At 71.7% G+C, this 15,830-nt stretch carries 12 protein-coding genes; 9 read left to right on the top strand and 3 right to left on the bottom strand.

The annotated features are described in order from the left end of the window. Positions 1-197 precede the first annotated feature (197 nt). Positions 198-1,586 carry a PhoH family protein gene (locus QCD68_RS14615; RefSeq protein WP_441005193.1) on the bottom strand — a complete coding sequence of 463 codons (1,389 nt, stop codon included), beginning with the start codon at positions 1,584-1,586 and terminating at the stop codon, positions 198-200. Between the two features lie 465 nt (positions 1,587-2,051). On the opposite strand from QCD68_RS14615, the gene QCD68_RS14610 reads away from it, so the two are divergent. The 7 genes from QCD68_RS14610 (at position 2,052) to QCD68_RS14580 (ending at position 12,002) form a co-directional block, all read left to right on the top strand. Beyond that, positions 2,052-4,109 (top strand): cell division protein PerM, encoded by a 2,058-nt coding sequence (locus tag QCD68_RS14610; RefSeq protein ID WP_301223541.1) that lies wholly within the window; start codon positions 2,052-2,054, stop codon positions 4,107-4,109. A 99-nt stretch (positions 4,110-4,208) separates the two neighbouring features. Beyond that, positions 4,209-4,883, top strand: a complete 675-nt coding sequence (locus QCD68_RS14605) for a hypothetical protein (RefSeq protein WP_301223540.1) — start codon at positions 4,209-4,211, stop codon at positions 4,881-4,883. 98 nt (positions 4,884-4,981) lie between these two features. Then, positions 4,982-5,575, top strand: coding sequence for a phosphoribosylglycinamide formyltransferase (gene purN / locus QCD68_RS14600; RefSeq protein WP_166780317.1), 594 nt, complete (start codon positions 4,982-4,984; stop codon positions 5,573-5,575). After that, the gene (gene purH / locus QCD68_RS14595; protein ID WP_301223539.1) at positions 5,572-7,221 is read left to right on the top strand and encodes a bifunctional phosphoribosylaminoimidazolecarboxamide formyltransferase/IMP cyclohydrolase; all 1,650 of its coding nucleotides are present in this window, start codon (positions 5,572-5,574) and stop codon (positions 7,219-7,221) included. Before purN ends, purH begins: the two co-directional genes overlap by 4 nt. 466 nt (positions 7,222-7,687) lie before the next feature. After that, positions 7,688-9,514 carry an ABC transporter ATP-binding protein gene (locus QCD68_RS14590; protein ID WP_301223538.1) on the top strand — a complete coding sequence of 609 codons (1,827 nt, stop codon included), beginning with the start codon at positions 7,688-7,690 and terminating at the stop codon, positions 9,512-9,514. A gap of 122 nt (positions 9,515-9,636) precedes the next feature. Then, on the top strand, positions 9,637-11,445 hold the full coding sequence (locus QCD68_RS14585; RefSeq protein WP_301223543.1) for an ABC transporter ATP-binding protein: 1,809 nt from the start codon (positions 9,637-9,639) through the stop codon (positions 11,443-11,445). A gap of 80 nt (positions 11,446-11,525) precedes the next feature. Beyond that, positions 11,526-12,002, top strand: coding sequence for a DUF805 domain-containing protein (locus QCD68_RS14580; RefSeq protein WP_301223537.1), 477 nt, complete (start codon positions 11,526-11,528; stop codon positions 12,000-12,002). Here QCD68_RS14580 and QCD68_RS14575 read toward each other — a convergent pair. After that, positions 11,999-12,322, bottom strand: coding sequence for an MGMT family protein (locus tag QCD68_RS14575; protein ID WP_301223536.1), 324 nt, complete (start codon positions 12,320-12,322; stop codon positions 11,999-12,001). The genes QCD68_RS14580 and QCD68_RS14575 overlap by 4 nt on opposite strands. Further along, positions 12,322-12,774: a GNAT family N-acetyltransferase gene (locus QCD68_RS14570; RefSeq protein WP_110903587.1), complete on the bottom strand. Its 453-nt coding sequence runs from the start codon at positions 12,772-12,774 to the stop codon at positions 12,322-12,324. The genes QCD68_RS14575 and QCD68_RS14570 overlap by 1 nt, the downstream gene beginning before the upstream one ends. Before the next feature lie 106 nt (positions 12,775-12,880). On the opposite strand from QCD68_RS14570, the gene QCD68_RS14565 reads away from it, so the two are divergent. Both QCD68_RS14565 and QCD68_RS14560 read left to right on the top strand, forming a co-directional pair. Then, the gene (locus tag QCD68_RS14565; protein WP_301223535.1) at positions 12,881-14,173 is read left to right on the top strand and encodes an ROK family transcriptional regulator; all 1,293 of its coding nucleotides are present in this window, start codon (positions 12,881-12,883) and stop codon (positions 14,171-14,173) included. A 240-nt stretch (positions 14,174-14,413) separates the two neighbouring features. Next, positions 14,414-15,772, top strand: a complete 1,359-nt coding sequence (locus tag QCD68_RS14560) for an extracellular solute-binding protein (protein ID WP_253465030.1) — start codon at positions 14,414-14,416, stop codon at positions 15,770-15,772. Positions 15,773-15,830: the final 58 nt, after the last annotated feature.

Genomic DNA, 15,830 nt, shown 5'->3' with positions numbered 1-15,830 from the left:
GCGCGGCACCGGCCCGCACCGCGCCTCCCGTCCGTCGGCCGGTCGCCCACCGCGCCCCGGCGCGAAGCGGGTGCGCACATCGGAAACCGCCTCGAACCACGGCATCCCCTGGTTCGGAGCGGTTTCCGTTGTGCCTGTCCGGCCGACACCGGCCGGCCGGGCCGGCCGCCGGCCGCGCGCCGCCGGCCGCCGCCCCGCTACGCGAGGTCCGGCGAGTCCAGCATCTCCGTCACGAGCGCCGCGATCGCCGACCGCTCCGACCGCGTCAGCGTCACGTGGGCGAACAGCGGGTGCCCCTTGAGCCGCTCGATCACCGAGGCGACCCCGTCGTGCCGACCGACCCGCAGGTTGTCGCGCTGCGCGACATCGTGGGTGAGCACCACGCGGGAGTTCTGCCCGATGCGCGACAGCATCGTGAGCAGGACGTTGCGTTCGAGTGACTGCGCCTCGTCGACGATGACGAACGCGTCGTGCAGGGAGCGTCCGCGGATGTGGGTGAGGGGCAGGACCTCGAGGATGCCGCGTTCGACGACCTCGTCCAGGACGTTCTCCGAGACCAGCGCGCCGAGCGTGTCGAACACCGCCTGCGCCCACGGGTTCATCTTCTCCGAGGCGTCGCCCGGCAGGAACCCGAGTTCCTGCCCACCGACGGCGTAGAGCGGGCGGAACACCATGATCTTCTTGTGCTGCTGGCGTTCCAGGACGGCCTCGAGTCCGGCGCACAGGGCGAGCGCCGACTTGCCGGTGCCGGCGCTGCCACCGAGCGAGACGATGCCGATCTCTGGGTCGAGCAGCGCGTCGATCGCCAGGCGCTGTTCGGCGGAGCGGCCGCGGAGGCCGAAGACCTCGCGGTCGCCACGCACGAGCGACACCGCGCCGGCGGCGTGCACGCGGCCGAGCGCCGAGCCGCGTTCGGAGTGGATGACGACGCCGGTGTTGACGGGGACGCCGTCGAGTTCCGGGGTGCGGATCTCCTCCTTCTCGTAGAGGTCGGCGACCTCGTCCCCGGACACCTGCAGGGTCGTGATGCCCGTGTAGCCGCTGTCGACGGCGAGTTCGGCGCGGTACTCCTGCGCGGCGAGGCCGATCGACGCGGCCTTCACGCGGAGCGGCAGGTCCTTCGACACGACGACCACGTCGAGGCCGTCGTTCGCCAGGTTCGACGCCACGGCCAGGATCCGCGAGTCGTTGTCACCGAGTTGCAGACCCGAGGGCAGCACGGACTGGTTGGAGTGGTTCAGTTCGACGCGCAGGGAGCCGCCGTCACCGACCGCGATCGGGAAGTCGAGGCGTTCGTGTTCGATGCGCAGCTCGTCGAGGATCCGCAGTGCCTGCCGGGCGAAGTACCCGATCTCCGGGTCGTTGCGCTTCGACTCGAGTTCGCTGACGACCACGACGGGCAGGACCACCGCGTGCTCGTCGAACCGGAACAGTGCGCGCGGATCGCTGAGCAGCACCGACGTGTCCAGCACGTACGTGCGCTGGGCGACCGGCGTGGACGAGTCCGCGGCCCGGCTGCTCGCAACGGTGGGCTGCGGCGAGGTGGAAGACGTTCCGCGAGAGACGTTCTGAGAAGTCACGACCACTCCATCCCCGGGCCGCGCTCGGCCCGGTCATGTCCTTCGACGCGGCCACTGGAGCGGTCCCGGAGCACCGACCGTGGCCGCTCCGATCGGGCGCGTTGCCCGATGTCGCCAAGCTACGACGCGCGGACGAACGGCACCAGCGACACGCCTGTTCCGGCGGTTACGGTCGTGTGTCGTCCCGCTGAACGTCCGGGAGGCGCGGTGCCGCCCCGCCACGGGCCTTCCGTCGGCCCGCCACGCCCGCGCACTCCACGCCGAGCGGTCACGAAACGTCGCTCCCACGCCCCCGGAACGACGAAACGTGGCCGCTCGGCGAGGCGCAGACGGGGCGTCTTGACCGGTCGGGGGGGGGGGGGGGGGGGGCGGGGGCCCCCCCCCCCCCCCTCCCGTCGTTCCGTCGGCGGGTCTCCGCCGGAGCCGCGCGGCACCGGCCAGCGCGGAGGTGGCGGCCGTATCCTCGCTGCGATGAACCGCCTGGGAACCGCTCTGCTCGCCGTGATCGAAGCGATCGTGACGGTCGGCGTCGGCGTGGGCATCGCACTCGTCCCGCTCACCCTGCTGTGGGCGTTCGAGTACGGGCTGCAGGTCGACTGGGACGTGTTCTGGACCGCCGCCGGCAACGTCTGGCTTATCGGGCACGGCGTCGACGTGTCGTTCAGCCTGGGCGCCGCCGCCGCGAAGGCGACCGGGTTGTCCGGAGCCTCCGCACCGATCGGGGTGAGCCTCGCCGCCCTCGGGTTCGCCGTCGTCACCGCCTGGCTCGGGGCCCGTGCCGGACGCCGCTTCGCCGAGACCGAGCACCGGGTGACCGGGATCCTGGTCGGCACCGTCGCCGTCGCCGTCCTCGGACTGCTGGTCGCGCTGAGCTCCACCACCGCGGCCACCCACCCCACCACCTGGCAGGCCGTGGTCTCCCCGGCACTCTGGTTCGGGATCCCCGCTGTCGTCTCCGCCGAGGTCTGCCGCCGCCGCCGAGGCCTCGCCGCCGACCCGGTCACCGCGCGGGTCGTCGCCCTGGTGGACCGGATCCCCGGCGTGTGGCGGGTCGTCGTCGGGTTCGGCCTGCGCGCCGGAACGGTCGCGACCGCGTGCGTCGTGGCGGTCGCCGCGGTGCTCGTCGGCCTGGTGCTGCTGGTGTCCTTCGCCGAGGTCATCACCCTCTACGAGCGCTCGCACGCCGGGCTGGTCGGCGGGTTCACCCTGACCGTCGGGCAGCTCGCGTTCATCCCCGACTTCGTCGCCTGGGCCACCGCCTGGCTGGTCGGTCCGGGCTTCGCCATCGGCGCCGGTTCGGCCGTGTCGCCGATCGGCACGGCCCTCGGCCCGGTGCCGGCGATCCCCGTCCTCGGGGCGCTGCCGACCTCCGGGCACACGTTCGGTCTGGTCTGGATCCTGGTCCCCGTCGTCGCGGGCTTCGCGGTGGGCGGGCTGATGCGGCCGCGTCTGGTGCGGTTGCTCGGCACGGCGGACTCCGCGCTGTACCGGGCCCTCGGCGGCGTCGCGACCGGACTCGTCGCCGGCATCGTCATCGGCGGGATCGCCTGGCTGTCCTCGGGGTCCGTCGGGCCCGGGCGTCTCGCCGAGGTCGGGCCGCACGCCTGGTCGGTCGGGGCCTTCGCGGCGCTCGAGATCGGCCTGCCCGCCGTCGTCGCACTCGCGATCGGCAGCGACCTGGTGCGTCTGCCCGAGCGGTCGTGGATCGGGGAGCGGTGGCACGAGACCGAGGACGACCTCGCCGCCGCCGACGCGACCACGGAGGGCGGCTCGTTGATCGCTGCGCTCGAGTCCGCCGGAGCCGGGCGGACCACCGAGGTGCACCGCTTCTCGGTCGACGAGCAGCACGACGCCGTGACGACGGCGCAGGCGGGGACGGACCACGATCGGCGCGTGTCGGGGTCCCCGGAGCGCGCCGAGACCGAGCGAGCTGCCGAGCCGACGGCGACCCCGCCCGAGTCCGACCCCGTCGACCCCGCCGTGACCGACGTCGACCTCCCCGACTGGGCCCGGACCGATGCCGTTGCGGCCGAGCGCCTGTCGGACCGGCCGGCCGCTGCGGCGGACCAGGACACCCACGCGCCGGGCGCGCACGGGCTGGGCACGCGGGCCGGTGACGCCGTCGGCAGCGTCCGGGCACGGCTCCGTGCCGCGGCGTCCGGTGCCCGTGACCGCGCGGGCGACCTGCGCGACCGTGCTGGCGGGCTCCGTGACCGGGCGGACGACCTGCGTCACCGTGCCGGCGGTGCCGGCGCCGGGGCCGGCACCGCCGGCCGCTCGGCGGACCACTCGTCCGTCGAGGCCGCAGCGGGTCCTGCGGAGCCGCGGGAGACGCCTCCCGTCCCGCGGACCGACGAGCAGCCGGCGTTCCCCTGGAGCACCGAGGAGTTCGTCGCGGGTCGCGACGACATCAATCCGGAACCGACGACACGACCCGCGCCGCGGACGACCCCCTGGGACACGACGGACCAGATCCCGGAGGACGAGTTGCCCTGGTGGCGGAAGCCGAAAGGTGACGACCCCGCCTGAGGTCGAAGACAAACATCACATACCGGATGTTGTCAGTGCTGTTCTGGAGGATCACCTCGGCTCGCTCCGAGTCGTTCCCCTCGCAGAACAGGACATCCCATGAATCGATCCCGACTCCTGGTCGCCGGCGCCACCGCGCTCGTCGGCGCCGGCCTGGTGCTCGCACCCGTCGCCGCGCAGGCCACTCCCGTCTCGACCGCCTCGTCCTCCGCACCCGGCCAGCCCGGGGCGGAGACGACCTCGCCGGTCACGAACGTGACGGTCGTGCCCAATCCCCGGTCCGTCCTGATCGTGGTGGACGTCGACCGGATCACGAACCTGAAGCTGGTGCAGGACGGCAAGGACGTGGACGTCGTGCAGTCGTCCGACTGGTCCTCGCCGAGCCGTCCCGGGCGGTTCCTGGTGAAGGGCACCGGCTTGGACGCGGAAGACTTCGGCATCACGACGACCGGCGGTGCCCCGGTCGTCCCGGTGCACGTCGACTTCGGACAGGCAGCCGTGCCGCAGGCCATCGACAAGACGAGTGAACGACAGATCGAGCGGATCGCCGCTCAGGTGGAGGCCGGACGGTTCGACCACGTGCTCGAGTTCGAGGCGCTGCCCGGTGCGACGGTCTCCGTCACGACCAACGGCGTGACGACCACCGCCGTCGCCGACCGGTACGGCACGGCGGAGGTCCCGGTGCGTTTCCGCGCCGGATCGAACCCGCAGTCGTCGTTCCAGACGTTCAACGGCAAGACCTCGTCCCCGGACACCGTCACCTGGGAGTTCTGAGCGGACGTGCGCCCGGGCAGTGCCGGACCGTTCCGGGTCCGGCACTGCCCGTCGTCGAGGAACGCAGTGCAGCACCCCGCCCCGCTAGGCTTGTCCCCGTGCTCGAACTGGTCGTCCTGATCTCCGGTACCGGGTCGAACCTCCGAGCCCTGCTCGAGGCGACCCGCGATGCCGAGTACCCCGCCCGCGTCGTCGCGATCGGGGCGGACCGCGACGCCGAAGGTCTGCAGCTCGGCGAGGAGTACTCGATCCCGACCTTCACGGTCCCCTTCACCCGGTACGCCACCCGCGCCGAGTGGGGTGCGGCGCTCGCCGAGCAGATCCGCCCGTGGACACCGGACCTGCTGGTCCTGTCCGGCCTGATGCGCCTGCTGCCGCCCGCCGTCGTCGCCGAGTTCGGCCCGTCGGTCATCAACACCCACCCCGCGTACCTGCCGGAGTTCCCCGGCGCGCACGGCGTCCGGGACGCCCTGGCCGCCGGCGTCACCGAGACCGGCGCGAGCGTCATCGCGGTCGACGACGGCGTCGACAGCGGTCCGATCCTGGCGCAGGAGCGCATCCCGGTCCTGCCCGGCGACACCGAGTCGACCCTGCACGACCGCATCAAGCCCGTCGAACGCCGGCTGCTCATCCAGACCGTCCTCGACATCGCCAACGGACACATCGACCTGAAGGGCACCACCCCCGCATGAGCGTGCACGCCGCCGACCCCAGCCTGTACCGCGACCGGGACGTCGTGCCCGTGCGCCGAGCCCTCGTCTCGGTGAGCGACAAGTCGGGGCTGCTCGAGCTCGCCGGCGCCCTCGCCGATGCCGGTGTCGAACTCGTCTCGACCGGTTCGACCGCGCAGACCATCCGTGACGCCGGGTACGCCGTCACCGACGTCGCGAGCGTCACGGGCTTCCCGGAGTCGCTCGACGGGCGCGTGAAGACCCTGCACCCGGCCGTGCACGCGGGCCTCCTCGCCGACCTGCGGCTCGAGTCGCACGAGCAGCAGCTCGCCGACCTCGGCATCGCCCCGTTCGAGCTGGTCGTGGTGAACCTGTACCCGTTCGTCGAGACGGTCGCCTCCGGAGCGGACACCGCCACCGTGGTCGAGAACGTCGACATCGGCGGGCCGGCGATGGTCCGTGCCTCGGCGAAGAACCACCCGAACGTCGCGATCGTGGTGTCGCCGTCGTCCTACGCCGAGGTCGTCGAGGCGGTCCGGGCCGGCGGCACGACGCTCGAGCTGCGCAAGCGTCTCGCGGCGCAGGCCTTCGGCCACACGGCGGCGTACGACACCGCGGTGGCCAGCTACTTCGCGTCCGAGGTCGTCGCCCCGTCGACCCCGTCGACCCCGTCCGCTCCGGCCACCGACGCCGGCCAGGAGGCCCCCAGCGCGTTCCCGACGCACCTCACGTTCTCCGCCGACCACGCCGCGACGCTCCGCTACGGCGAGAACGCCCACCAGTCCGCCGCGCTCTACACGAGCACGGACGGCACCGGGATCGCCCAGGCGACGCAGCTGCACGGCAAGGAGATGTCGTACAACAACTACGTCGACGCGGACGCCGCCGTCCGTGCCGCGTACGACTTCACCGAGCCGGCCGTCGCGATCATCAAGCACGCGAACCCCTGCGGCATCGCGGTCGCGGCTCCCGACGCCGGCGACCCGATCGCCTCGGCCCACGCCGCCGCCCACGCGTGCGACCCCCTCTCGGCGTTCGGCGGGGTCATCGCGGCGAACCGCACGGTCACCCGCGGCATGGCCGAGACGGTCGCCGACATCTTCACCGAGGTCGTCGTCGCCCCCGCCTTCGACCCGGAGGCGCTCGAGGTCCTGTCCCGCAAGAAGAACATCCGCCTGCTGACGCTGCCGAGCGACTTCGCGCTGGCCGAGCAGGAGGTCAAGCAGATCTCCGGCGGCTTCCTGGTGCAGGACGCCGACCGCTTCACCACGTTCGACCAGTCGAGCTGGACGCTGGTCTCCGGCGAGCCCGCCGACGAGCAGACCCTGGCGGACCTGGCGTTCGCGTGGAAGGCCAGCCGTGCGGTGAAGTCGAACGCGATCCTGCTGGCGAACCAAGGCGCGAGCGTCGGGGTCGGCATGGGGCAGGTCAATCGGGTCGACTCGTGCCACCTCGCGGTGAACCGTGCCGGGGACCGCGCTGCCGGTTCGGTCGCAGCCTCGGACGCGTTCTTCCCGTTCGCCGACGGCCTGCAGGTGCTCCTCGACGCGGGCGTCCGCGCGGTCGCCCAGCCCGGTGGCAGTGTCCGCGACGACGAGGTCATCCAGGCGGCGACGGCGGCCGGCGTGACGATGTACTTCACGGGCGAGCGCCACTTCTTCCACTGAGTCCGGTCCGACCCGGGAGCGACCGGGGTGCAACCTGCACGTGTTCCTGGTTGCGCCCTGGAAGTCCGTGCCGATAGTCTGCAAGGCTCCGCGACCTCATCGCTGACGACTTCTCAGGTCGGCAGCACCGCGGGCACGACGGTGACGACGACGAGACTGGAGTGACGATGGACACGATGACCGGCACCACCGCAACGGCTGCCCGGACACGATCGACGTCCACCGGCACGGCCGCTCCCGGCGTCCCGACACCGCCGTCCGCCTAGGCGCACGACCGGCCCCACCCGCCCCACGGGCGACGCCGTACCAGCGGCGTCGACGCAACCCGAGGGTCTCCGCGTCCCCCGCGGCGGACCCCGAGCGGGCACCGGGCCGACCAGACCACGCAACGCACCCCGGGCCTCCCGTCCGGTCAGCCGCAACCTGACCGGACCGGCGCCCGTACGAAGCACGAGGACGCACACGCATGTCCCAGGTACCCCACCGGGAACCGGCGCCGACACCGGCGCGCCCATCCACCGCCCGCGCCATCGCGCGCATCTGGCCCTACGTCAAGCCGTACCGATGGCGGCTGTTCGGCGGGATGCTGGCAGCGCTCGGCGCCTCCGTCGTCGCGCTCGTCATCCCCTACGTGCTGCAGGCACTCGTCGACGGACCGCTCGCGTCCGGTGACGGCAGCCGCATCTGGCCCGCCGGGCTCGGCGTGCTGGCGCTCGGCATCCTCGAGGCGTTCTTCATCGCCTCCCGCCGGAAGATGGTCATGCGACCGTCGACCCGCATCGAGGCGATCATGCGCAACGCGCTGTACGCCAAGCTGCAGGACCTGCCCGTCGCGTTCCACGACCGGTGGGAGTCCGGGCAGCTGCTGTCCCGCTCGGTGTCCGACCTGTCGCTGATCCGCCGCTGGTTGGCCTTCGGCATCGTGCTGCTGGTCGTCAACGTCGTCACGATCGTCATCGGCTTCGGCGTGCTGTTCACCTTCGGCTGGCAGCTCGGGCTGATCTTCCTGGTCGCCTCGATCCCGGTCTGGGTGAACAGCGTCCTGTTCGAGCGGAAGTACTCCATCGTCGCGCGCCGCAGCCAGGATCAGGTCGGCGACCTCGCCACCAGCGTCGAGCAGTCGGTGCACGGCATCCGCGTGCTCAAGGCGTTCGGCCGTGGTCGGTACAAGCTCGACGAGTTCGCCGAGCAGGCCGAGCAGCTGCGCGGCACCGAGATCGAGAAGGCGAAGGCGATCGCGGCGATCTGGTTCTGGCTGCTGCTCGTGCCGGACGTGGCGTTCGCGCTCTGTCTGCTCGCAGGCATCTGGCTCGCCAGCCAGGGGGAGCTGAGCGTCGGCCAGCTGTTCGCGTTCTTCGCGACGGCGACCGTGCTGCGCTTCCCGATCGAGTCGATCGGGTTCTTCCTGTCGATGACCTTCGACACCCGGACCGCCGTCGACCGGTTCTTCGAGGTGATGGACTCCGAGAACACGATCACCGACCCGGCATCGCCGAAGACCATCACCGAACCGCGCGGTGCGCTGTCGTTCAACGCGACGCACTTCCGCTACCAGGACTCCCCGCCGCAGTTCCCCGACCTGGTGAACGGCGTCGAGCTGCAGCTCCGACCGGGCGAGACGATGGCGCTGGTCGGGCTCACCGGTTCCGGCAAGACGACGCTGCTCTCGCTCGTCCCGCGGCTGTACGACGTGACCGGGGGATCGGTGACGATCGACGGCGTCGACGTCCGCGACCTCACCCGCGCCGAACTCCGCCGGCACGTCGGGGTCGCGTTCGAGGACGCCACGCTGTTCTCGTCCAGCGTCCGCGACAACGTCCTGCTCGGCCGGCCTGACCTGTCCGGTGCCGAGGCCGACCGGGTGATGCGCGAGGCGCTCGACATCGCCCAGGCGGCCTTCGTCGACGACCTGCCCGACGGCGTGGACACCCGCGTCGGCGAAGAGGGACTGTCCCTCTCCGGCGGCCAGCGGCAGCGTCTGGCACTCGCCCGGGCGATCGCCGCGCGGCCGAGCGTGCTCGTCCTCGACGACCCGCTGTCCGCGCTCGACGTCGACACCGAGGCACGCGTCGAGGCCGGGCTCCGCCGGGTCCTCGCCGAGACGACCTCGCTCATCGTCGCCCACCGTCCGTCCACCGTGACCCTCGCCGACCGCGTGGCACTCATGGAGAACGGGCGCGTCACCGCCGTCGGCACCCACTCGGAGCTGATGGCCACCAACGAGCACTACCGCTTCGTCATCTCGTCGCTCGACGACGACGACGCCGAGGACCGAGAGGAGGCGATGGCATGAGCAACGAGACCGACCACGACGTGCCCCTGACCGTCGACCAGGAGCCGGCAGGCGCGGTGCCGATCGCGCAGGTCGGCACCGGCACGCAGGCGGCCGAGGCAGCAGCCCCGGTCACCGCGTCCATCACCGTGCACGGCACCCGCGGCGAGGAGCGCGAGGACTTCACGAAGGCCGAGAGTCGTCGCCTGCGCGGCCGGTCGCTGTCGCTGCTCCGCTCGCTCGCGGCACCGCTCAAGGCCCGGCTGTGGGGCATCGCCGTCGTCGTGGTGCTCTCCACCGGTGGACAGGTCGCCGGCCCGACGCTCATCGCGTGGGGCATCGACAACGCCCTGCCCGCCGTGCTCGACCGCGACGACTGGATGCCGGCGTTCCTCGTCGTCGGGCTGTACATCACGATCGCGATCGTCGGTGCGGTCCTCACCGCCTGGTACACGGTGCTGGCGGCGCGGATCAGCCAGGCGATCCTGTTCGACCTCCGCAAGCGGGTGTTCCTGCACACGCAGCGGCTGTCGCTGGAGTTCCACGAGACGTACACGTCCGGGCGGATCATCTCGCGCCAGACCAGCGACCTGGACTCCATCCGCGAGCTGCTCGACTCCGGCCTGAACCAGCTCATCCAGGGCGTGCTGTACATGGTGTTCACCGCGGTGGCGCTGGTGTTCCTCGACCCGACCTCGGGCCTGGTGCTCGCGATCGCCCTGGTGCCGCTGTGGTTCCTGACCCGGTGGTTCCAGCAGCGCTCGCAGCAGCTGTTCCGCTCCACCCGCACCACCAGCGCCCGTGTGATCGTGCACTTCGTCGAGACGATGACCGGCATCCGCGCGGTGCAGGCCTTCCGCAAGGAGTCCCGCAACGAGACCGAGTACGGCGAGCAGGTCGAGCTGAACCGGCAGGCCAACGCCCGGGTGTTCAACCTGTTCGGGATCTTCGACCCGGGCCTGGTGCTCATCGGCAACGCCACCCTGGCGGCCGTCGTCATCGTCGGCGGCTTCCGGGTCGTCGGCGGCTCGCTGGAGATCGGCGCGCTGCTCGCGGTCGCGCTGTACGCCAAGCGGTTCTTCGACCCGGCGCAGGAACTCGCGATGTTCTACAACAGCTACCAGTCGGCCTCGGCGGCGATGGAGAAGATCTCCGGCGTCCTCGAGGAGCGGCCGAGCGTGCCGGACCCCGCGAAGCCGACGAAGCTGCCGGACGCCCGCGGCCGGATCGACTTCGACCACGTGGAGTTCGCGTACACGGCCGACCGGGTGGTGCTGCCGGAGTTCGACCTGCACATCCCGTCCGGGCAGACCATCGCGCTCGTCGGGTCCACCGGCGCCGGCAAGTCGACGCTCGCGAAGCTGATGGCCCGGTTCTACGACCCGACCTCCGGCACCGTGACGCTCGACGGCGTCGACCTGCGGGACCTCGACCCGAAGGACATGCGTCGCGCCATCGTCATGGTGACGCAGGAGGCGTACCTGTTCTCCGGCTCGGTCGCGGACAACATCGAGCTCGGCCGGCCCGGTGCCTCGCGCGCGGACATCGAGTCGGCGGCGAAGGCCGTCGGCGCGCACGAGTTCATCATGGCGCTGCCGGACGGGTACGACACCGACGTGAACAAGCGGGGTGGCCGCGTGTCGGCCGGGCAGCGTCAGCTGCTGTCGTTCGCCCGGGCGTTCCTGGCCGACCCGAAGGTGCTCATCCTCGACGAGGCCACGGCGTCGCTCGACATCCCGTCGGAGCGTCTGGTGCAGGAGGGCCTCGAGACCCTGCTCGCCGACCGCACCGCGGTGATCATCGCGCACCGGCTGTCCACCGTGGCGATCGCCCACCGGGTGCTCGTGATGGAGTACGGCCGGATCGTCGAGGACGGCACGCCCGCCGACCTCATCGCCGGCACGGGACGGTTCGCCCAGCTGCACGCCGCCTGGCGGGACTCGCTGGTCTAGTCGTCCCGCCCGTCCCACGCGCACATCGCGCCCCGTCCTGACGGGGCGCGATGTGCGTTCCGGGGTGCGATGCTTGGGGGATGAGCCACAGCGACGGACAGCCCGACGACGTGCAGCCGGGCGGTGTCGCCCTGCGCGACCCCTTCGTCGGGGCACCCTTCACGGAGGCCGTCCGACGGTTCTGGCGGAAGTACACCGTGTTCACCGGCCGGGCCTCGCGCTCCGAGTTCTGGTGGTGGTGGCTGACGTCGTTCGCGATCGGCCTGGTGCTGCAGCTCGTGCCGCAGGCGTTCACCCCGGACGCCCCGCTGCTCGAGAACCCGGTCGGCTCGTACCTGTTCGTGCTCTGGGCCGTCGTCACCCTGATCGGCGGGCTCGCCCTCGGTGCGCGCCGACTGCACGACGCGAACCGGTCCGGGTTCTGGCAGTTCCTGCACGTGCTGCCGGGCATCGGGTCGCTCGTGCTGTTCGTCATGTTCGTGCTGCCGTCGAACCCGAAGGGCACGCGGTTCGACCTGCAGCCCGGCGCCGCGGCGGCGACGACGCGGAAGCGCTAGCCGTCCACGGTCGGCGACCAGCGCGCCCGGGGCATGTCGAGCCTCCAGGACGCACCGTCCCGCGACCACCGCAGCGGCGTGCCCTCGACGCGGTACTGCTCGAGGGCGCGCGCCTCGTGGTGCACGGGCGGCAGCCCGCCGGCACGGACGACCCGCCACCACGGCAGGTCGACGCCCTCGTGCGCCATCACCTTGCCGACCGCGCGGGACGCACGCGACCCGAGCACCGCGGCCACGTCGCCGTACGTCATGACGTGCGCCGGCGGGATCGCCCGGACGACGGCGGCGACCTCGGCCCCGAAGTCGACCGGTTCCGGCACTACAGCGTCAGGGCTGCGAAGTGGTCGCCGTACTGCGTCTCGCCGACGACCGTGAAGCCGATCGCCTCGAAGAACGCCTCGGGGCTGCCGGTGCCCGGTTCGTAGACGACGGTGAGGCGTTCGAAGCCGCGCTTCCGGGCCTCTTCCGCCAGGCCGTGCACGGCGAAGCGACCGACGCCGCGGCCCTGCGCGTTCGCGGCGACGTTGACGCGCCAGATGCAGCTGCGCAGTTCCTCCTGCGCGTTCTCGGCGTCGAAGCTGCCGATGATGAGGCCCACGACCTCGTCCCCGTCGAGGACGACGCGGGGCCAGGAGGCGCTCGGCTTGACGTCCGACTCGGCCTGCGCGTACGAGGTGGGCTGGACGAACTGCTCCTGCCCCGGCTTCAGCGTCAGCGAGTTGGCCGCAGCGGCGGTCGCTGCGGAGAGTTCTTCGAGGCGGAGGTCCGTCATGTCGGTCAGGCTAACGGTGCAGGCCGGGGAGAAGCCAGCGGCGGGTCCAGCCGGTGTCGCACGGTGACCGTCGCACGGCGCATGTCACCGGCGGTATGGTCGCCAGATGGCGGAGCATCGGCGGGGGGCGAACCTGCCGTCGTTGGGCGGGTTCAACCGCACGGTCGTGCTCGACGCCGTCCGCCGGTCCCGTGACGGCCTCAGCCGCGTCGAGCTCGCCGCGCGCACCGGCCTCAGCCCGCAGACCGTCTCGAACGTCACCCGCTTCCTCATCGACGCCGGCATGATCGTCGAGTCCGGTACGGTCGTGGCCGGCCGCGGCAAGCCGCGCACGATCCTCCGACTGGAGGCGCGCAGCCGGTTCGCCGTCGGGGTCCACGTCGACCCCGCGGTCGTCACGTACGTGCTGCTCGACCTGGCGGGCGCGCTCGTCGCCGAGGCGACCACCTCCACCCCGAACGCCGAGGACCCGGACCAGGTCGTCCGGACGATGGCCGCCGCGGTCGACGGGCTGGTCCGCCGCTCCGGGGTCGCGCCGGACAGCGTGCTCGGGGTCGGCATCGCGTCGCCGGGGCCGATCGACGCGGCCGCCGGCATCGTGCTCGACCCGCCGTTCCTGCCTCGGTGGCGGGACGTCGCGCTCCGCGACGCCCTGGGCGACGCGACCGGCTACCCGGTGCTCCTCGAGAAGGACGTCACCGCGGCGGCCGTCGGCGAGATGTTCCTCGAGCGGGGTGCGGCGGCCCGGGACTTCGCGTTCGTGTACTTCGGCACCGGGTTCGGCGTCGGACTCGTCATCGACCACGAACCCGTCCGCGGCTCGGGCGCCAACGCCGGCGATGCGGGGCACATCATGGTCGACCAGGGCTCGCTCGCCGGCACCGCCGACGGGGACGGGACGCGCGGCGAGGTCGGCGCGACGGTGATGCCCGACCGGCTGGTGCGGATCGCGCTCGAGCGGGGGATCATGCTCGGCGACGGCCTGCCGGGGGCTGGGGTGTCCGGAGCGGGCCTGCCGGACGACAGCATCGCTGTGGACCTGGCGGCCGTCGACCGGGCGTGGGACGCCCTCGGCGCAGCGATCGCGGCCGGAGACCCGGCGGCGCAGGCCCTCGCGGCCGAGATCGGGACGGTGATGGGGCGGGCCGTCGTCGTCATCGTGAACCTGCTCGACCTGGACCGGGTGGTGTTCGGCGGACCGTTCTGGTCACGGATCAGCGCCACGGCCCTCCCGGCTGCCACCGCGGCGATCACCGGCTCGCCGATCCTCGTGCCGAAGCACCCGGTCACCGTCGTCGAGAGCCGCCGGGGGACCGACGTCGCCGCGGTCGGGGCGGCCTGCCTGGTGCTCGACGCGGCCCTGTCGCCGCGGGCGAGCACGATGCTCATCGCGCACTGAGCGTCGGCGCGGGGCCGAGTTCGCACCCAGCGACACGGCTCGCGTGCCGCCGCCCGCGGACTGTCGCCCAGCGCGAAACAGGCGGCGGGCGGTCGCCGCGGCGCGACCCCCCCCGCCGGACAGGTCACGAACCGGACGCACTTTGCGCGCATGTCTTGACACCGTTTAATCCATACGGTGGACTAACTGCGCAACGCGGGCAACGGAGTCCGCGACCTTCACCCGTGCAAAGGAGCACCGATGAAACGCACCCGCATCATCGCCGGACTCGCAGCCGTGGCAGTCGCCGCCGTGGGTCTCGCTGGCTGCTCGAGCTCGGGGTCCGCCTCGAGTGACACCATCAAGATCGCGTACCAGAAGTACGGTGCCTTCCAGCAGCTCGACGCCCAGATGAAGGTCGTCAAGAAGGAGTACGAGAAGGACAACCCGGGCAAGACGGTCACGCTCGTCCCGATCCAGGCCCAGGGCAACGACTACTACACGAAGCTCGCGCTGATGAACAAGGCGCCCGCCACCGCCCCCGACGTCATGTACGAGGACACGTTCCTGGTCAAGGCCGACGCCCAGGCCGGGTACCTCCTGCCGCTGGACAAGTACACGGCGAAGTGGAAGGACTGGAGCCAGTTCTACGACAACGCCAAGCAGGCCGGTGAAGGCGTGGACGGCAAGACCTACGGCGTCCCGATGGGCACCGACACCCGGGCCCTCTGGTACAACAAGGACATCTTCAAGAAGGTCGGCCTGCCCGTTCCGTGGCAGCCCAAGACCTGGGACGACGTGCTCGCCGCCGCGAAGACCATCAAGCAGAAGTCGCCGGACACCATCCCGTTCAACATCTACTCGGGCAAGGCGCAGGGCGAAGCGTCCACGATGCAGGGCTTCGAGATGCTGCTGTACGGCGCGGACGGCTCCGGCAACACGCTCTACAAGGACAAGAAGTGGGTCACGGGCTCGAAGCAGTTCCAGGACTCGCTGCAGTTCGTGAAGGACGTCTACCAGGGCGGCCTCGGCCCGACACCGCAGCAGGCGCTCGACACCAACGTCGGCACCACCATCGCGCAGACGTGGCTGCCGAAGGGCAAGCTCGCGATCGACCTCGACGGTTCGTGGCAGTCCGGCACGTGGCTGAAGTCCGGCACCGCGCCGTGGTCCGAGTGGAACGACGTGATGGGCCAGGCCGCGATGCCGACCCAGAACGGTCAGGAGCCCGGCTACAACAGCATGTCCGGTGGCTGGACCCTGGCGGTCGGCGCCAAGACGAAGAACCCGCAGGCGGCGTTCGACTTCATCACGACCTTCCTCAACAAGGACGGATCGCTGAAGTACGACTCCGAGAACAGCCAGATCGCGGTCCGCAAGGACGTCGCCGAGGACCCGGAGTACACCGGCGCCAACCCGACGTTCAAGTTCTTCTCGGGCCTGGTGGAGCACACGAACTTCCGCCCCGCCACGAGTGACTACTCGCAGATCTCGAACGCGATCCAGGTCGCCATGGAGTCGGTGATGACCGGGCAGCAGTCACCGAAGGAAGCCGCTGCCGCCTACGACGACGCCGTGGTCGGAGTGGTCGGCAAGGAGCACACGGTCTCCGCGCGCTGACGCGATCGTGTCCTGACCCGACCGACCGTCGGACGGGAGGCGCGGTGCCAGCCCGCAC

Source organism: Curtobacterium sp. PsM8, assembly GCF_030433875.1.
GTDB lineage: Bacteria > Actinomycetota > Actinomycetes > Actinomycetales > Microbacteriaceae > Curtobacterium.
This window is presented reverse-complemented; position numbering and strand designations above follow the sequence as displayed.

Bases quoted from the DNA above. Each gene is read 5' to 3' on its own strand.
- QCD68_RS14610 (WP_301223541.1), top strand. From the start codon at position 2,052: ATGAACCGCCTGGGAACCGCTCTGCTCGCCGTGATCGAAGCGATCGTG.
- QCD68_RS14605 (WP_301223540.1), top strand. From the start codon at position 4,209: ATGAATCGATCCCGACTCCTGGTCGCCGGCGCCACCGCGCTCGTCGGC.
- purH (WP_301223539.1), top strand. From the start codon at position 5,572: ATGAGCGTGCACGCCGCCGACCCCAGCCTGTACCGCGACCGGGACGTC.
- QCD68_RS14590 (WP_301223538.1), top strand. From the start codon at position 7,688: ATGTCCCAGGTACCCCACCGGGAACCGGCGCCGACACCGGCGCGCCCA.
- QCD68_RS14580 (WP_301223537.1), top strand. From the start codon at position 11,526: ATGAGCCACAGCGACGGACAGCCCGACGACGTGCAGCCGGGCGGTGTC.
- QCD68_RS14570 (WP_110903587.1), bottom strand. From the start codon at position 12,774: ATGACGGACCTCCGCCTCGAAGAACTCTCCGCAGCGACCGCCGCTGCG.
- QCD68_RS14565 (WP_301223535.1), top strand. From the start codon at position 12,881: ATGGCGGAGCATCGGCGGGGGGCGAACCTGCCGTCGTTGGGCGGGTTC.
- QCD68_RS14560 (WP_253465030.1), top strand. From the start codon at position 14,414: ATGAAACGCACCCGCATCATCGCCGGACTCGCAGCCGTGGCAGTCGCC.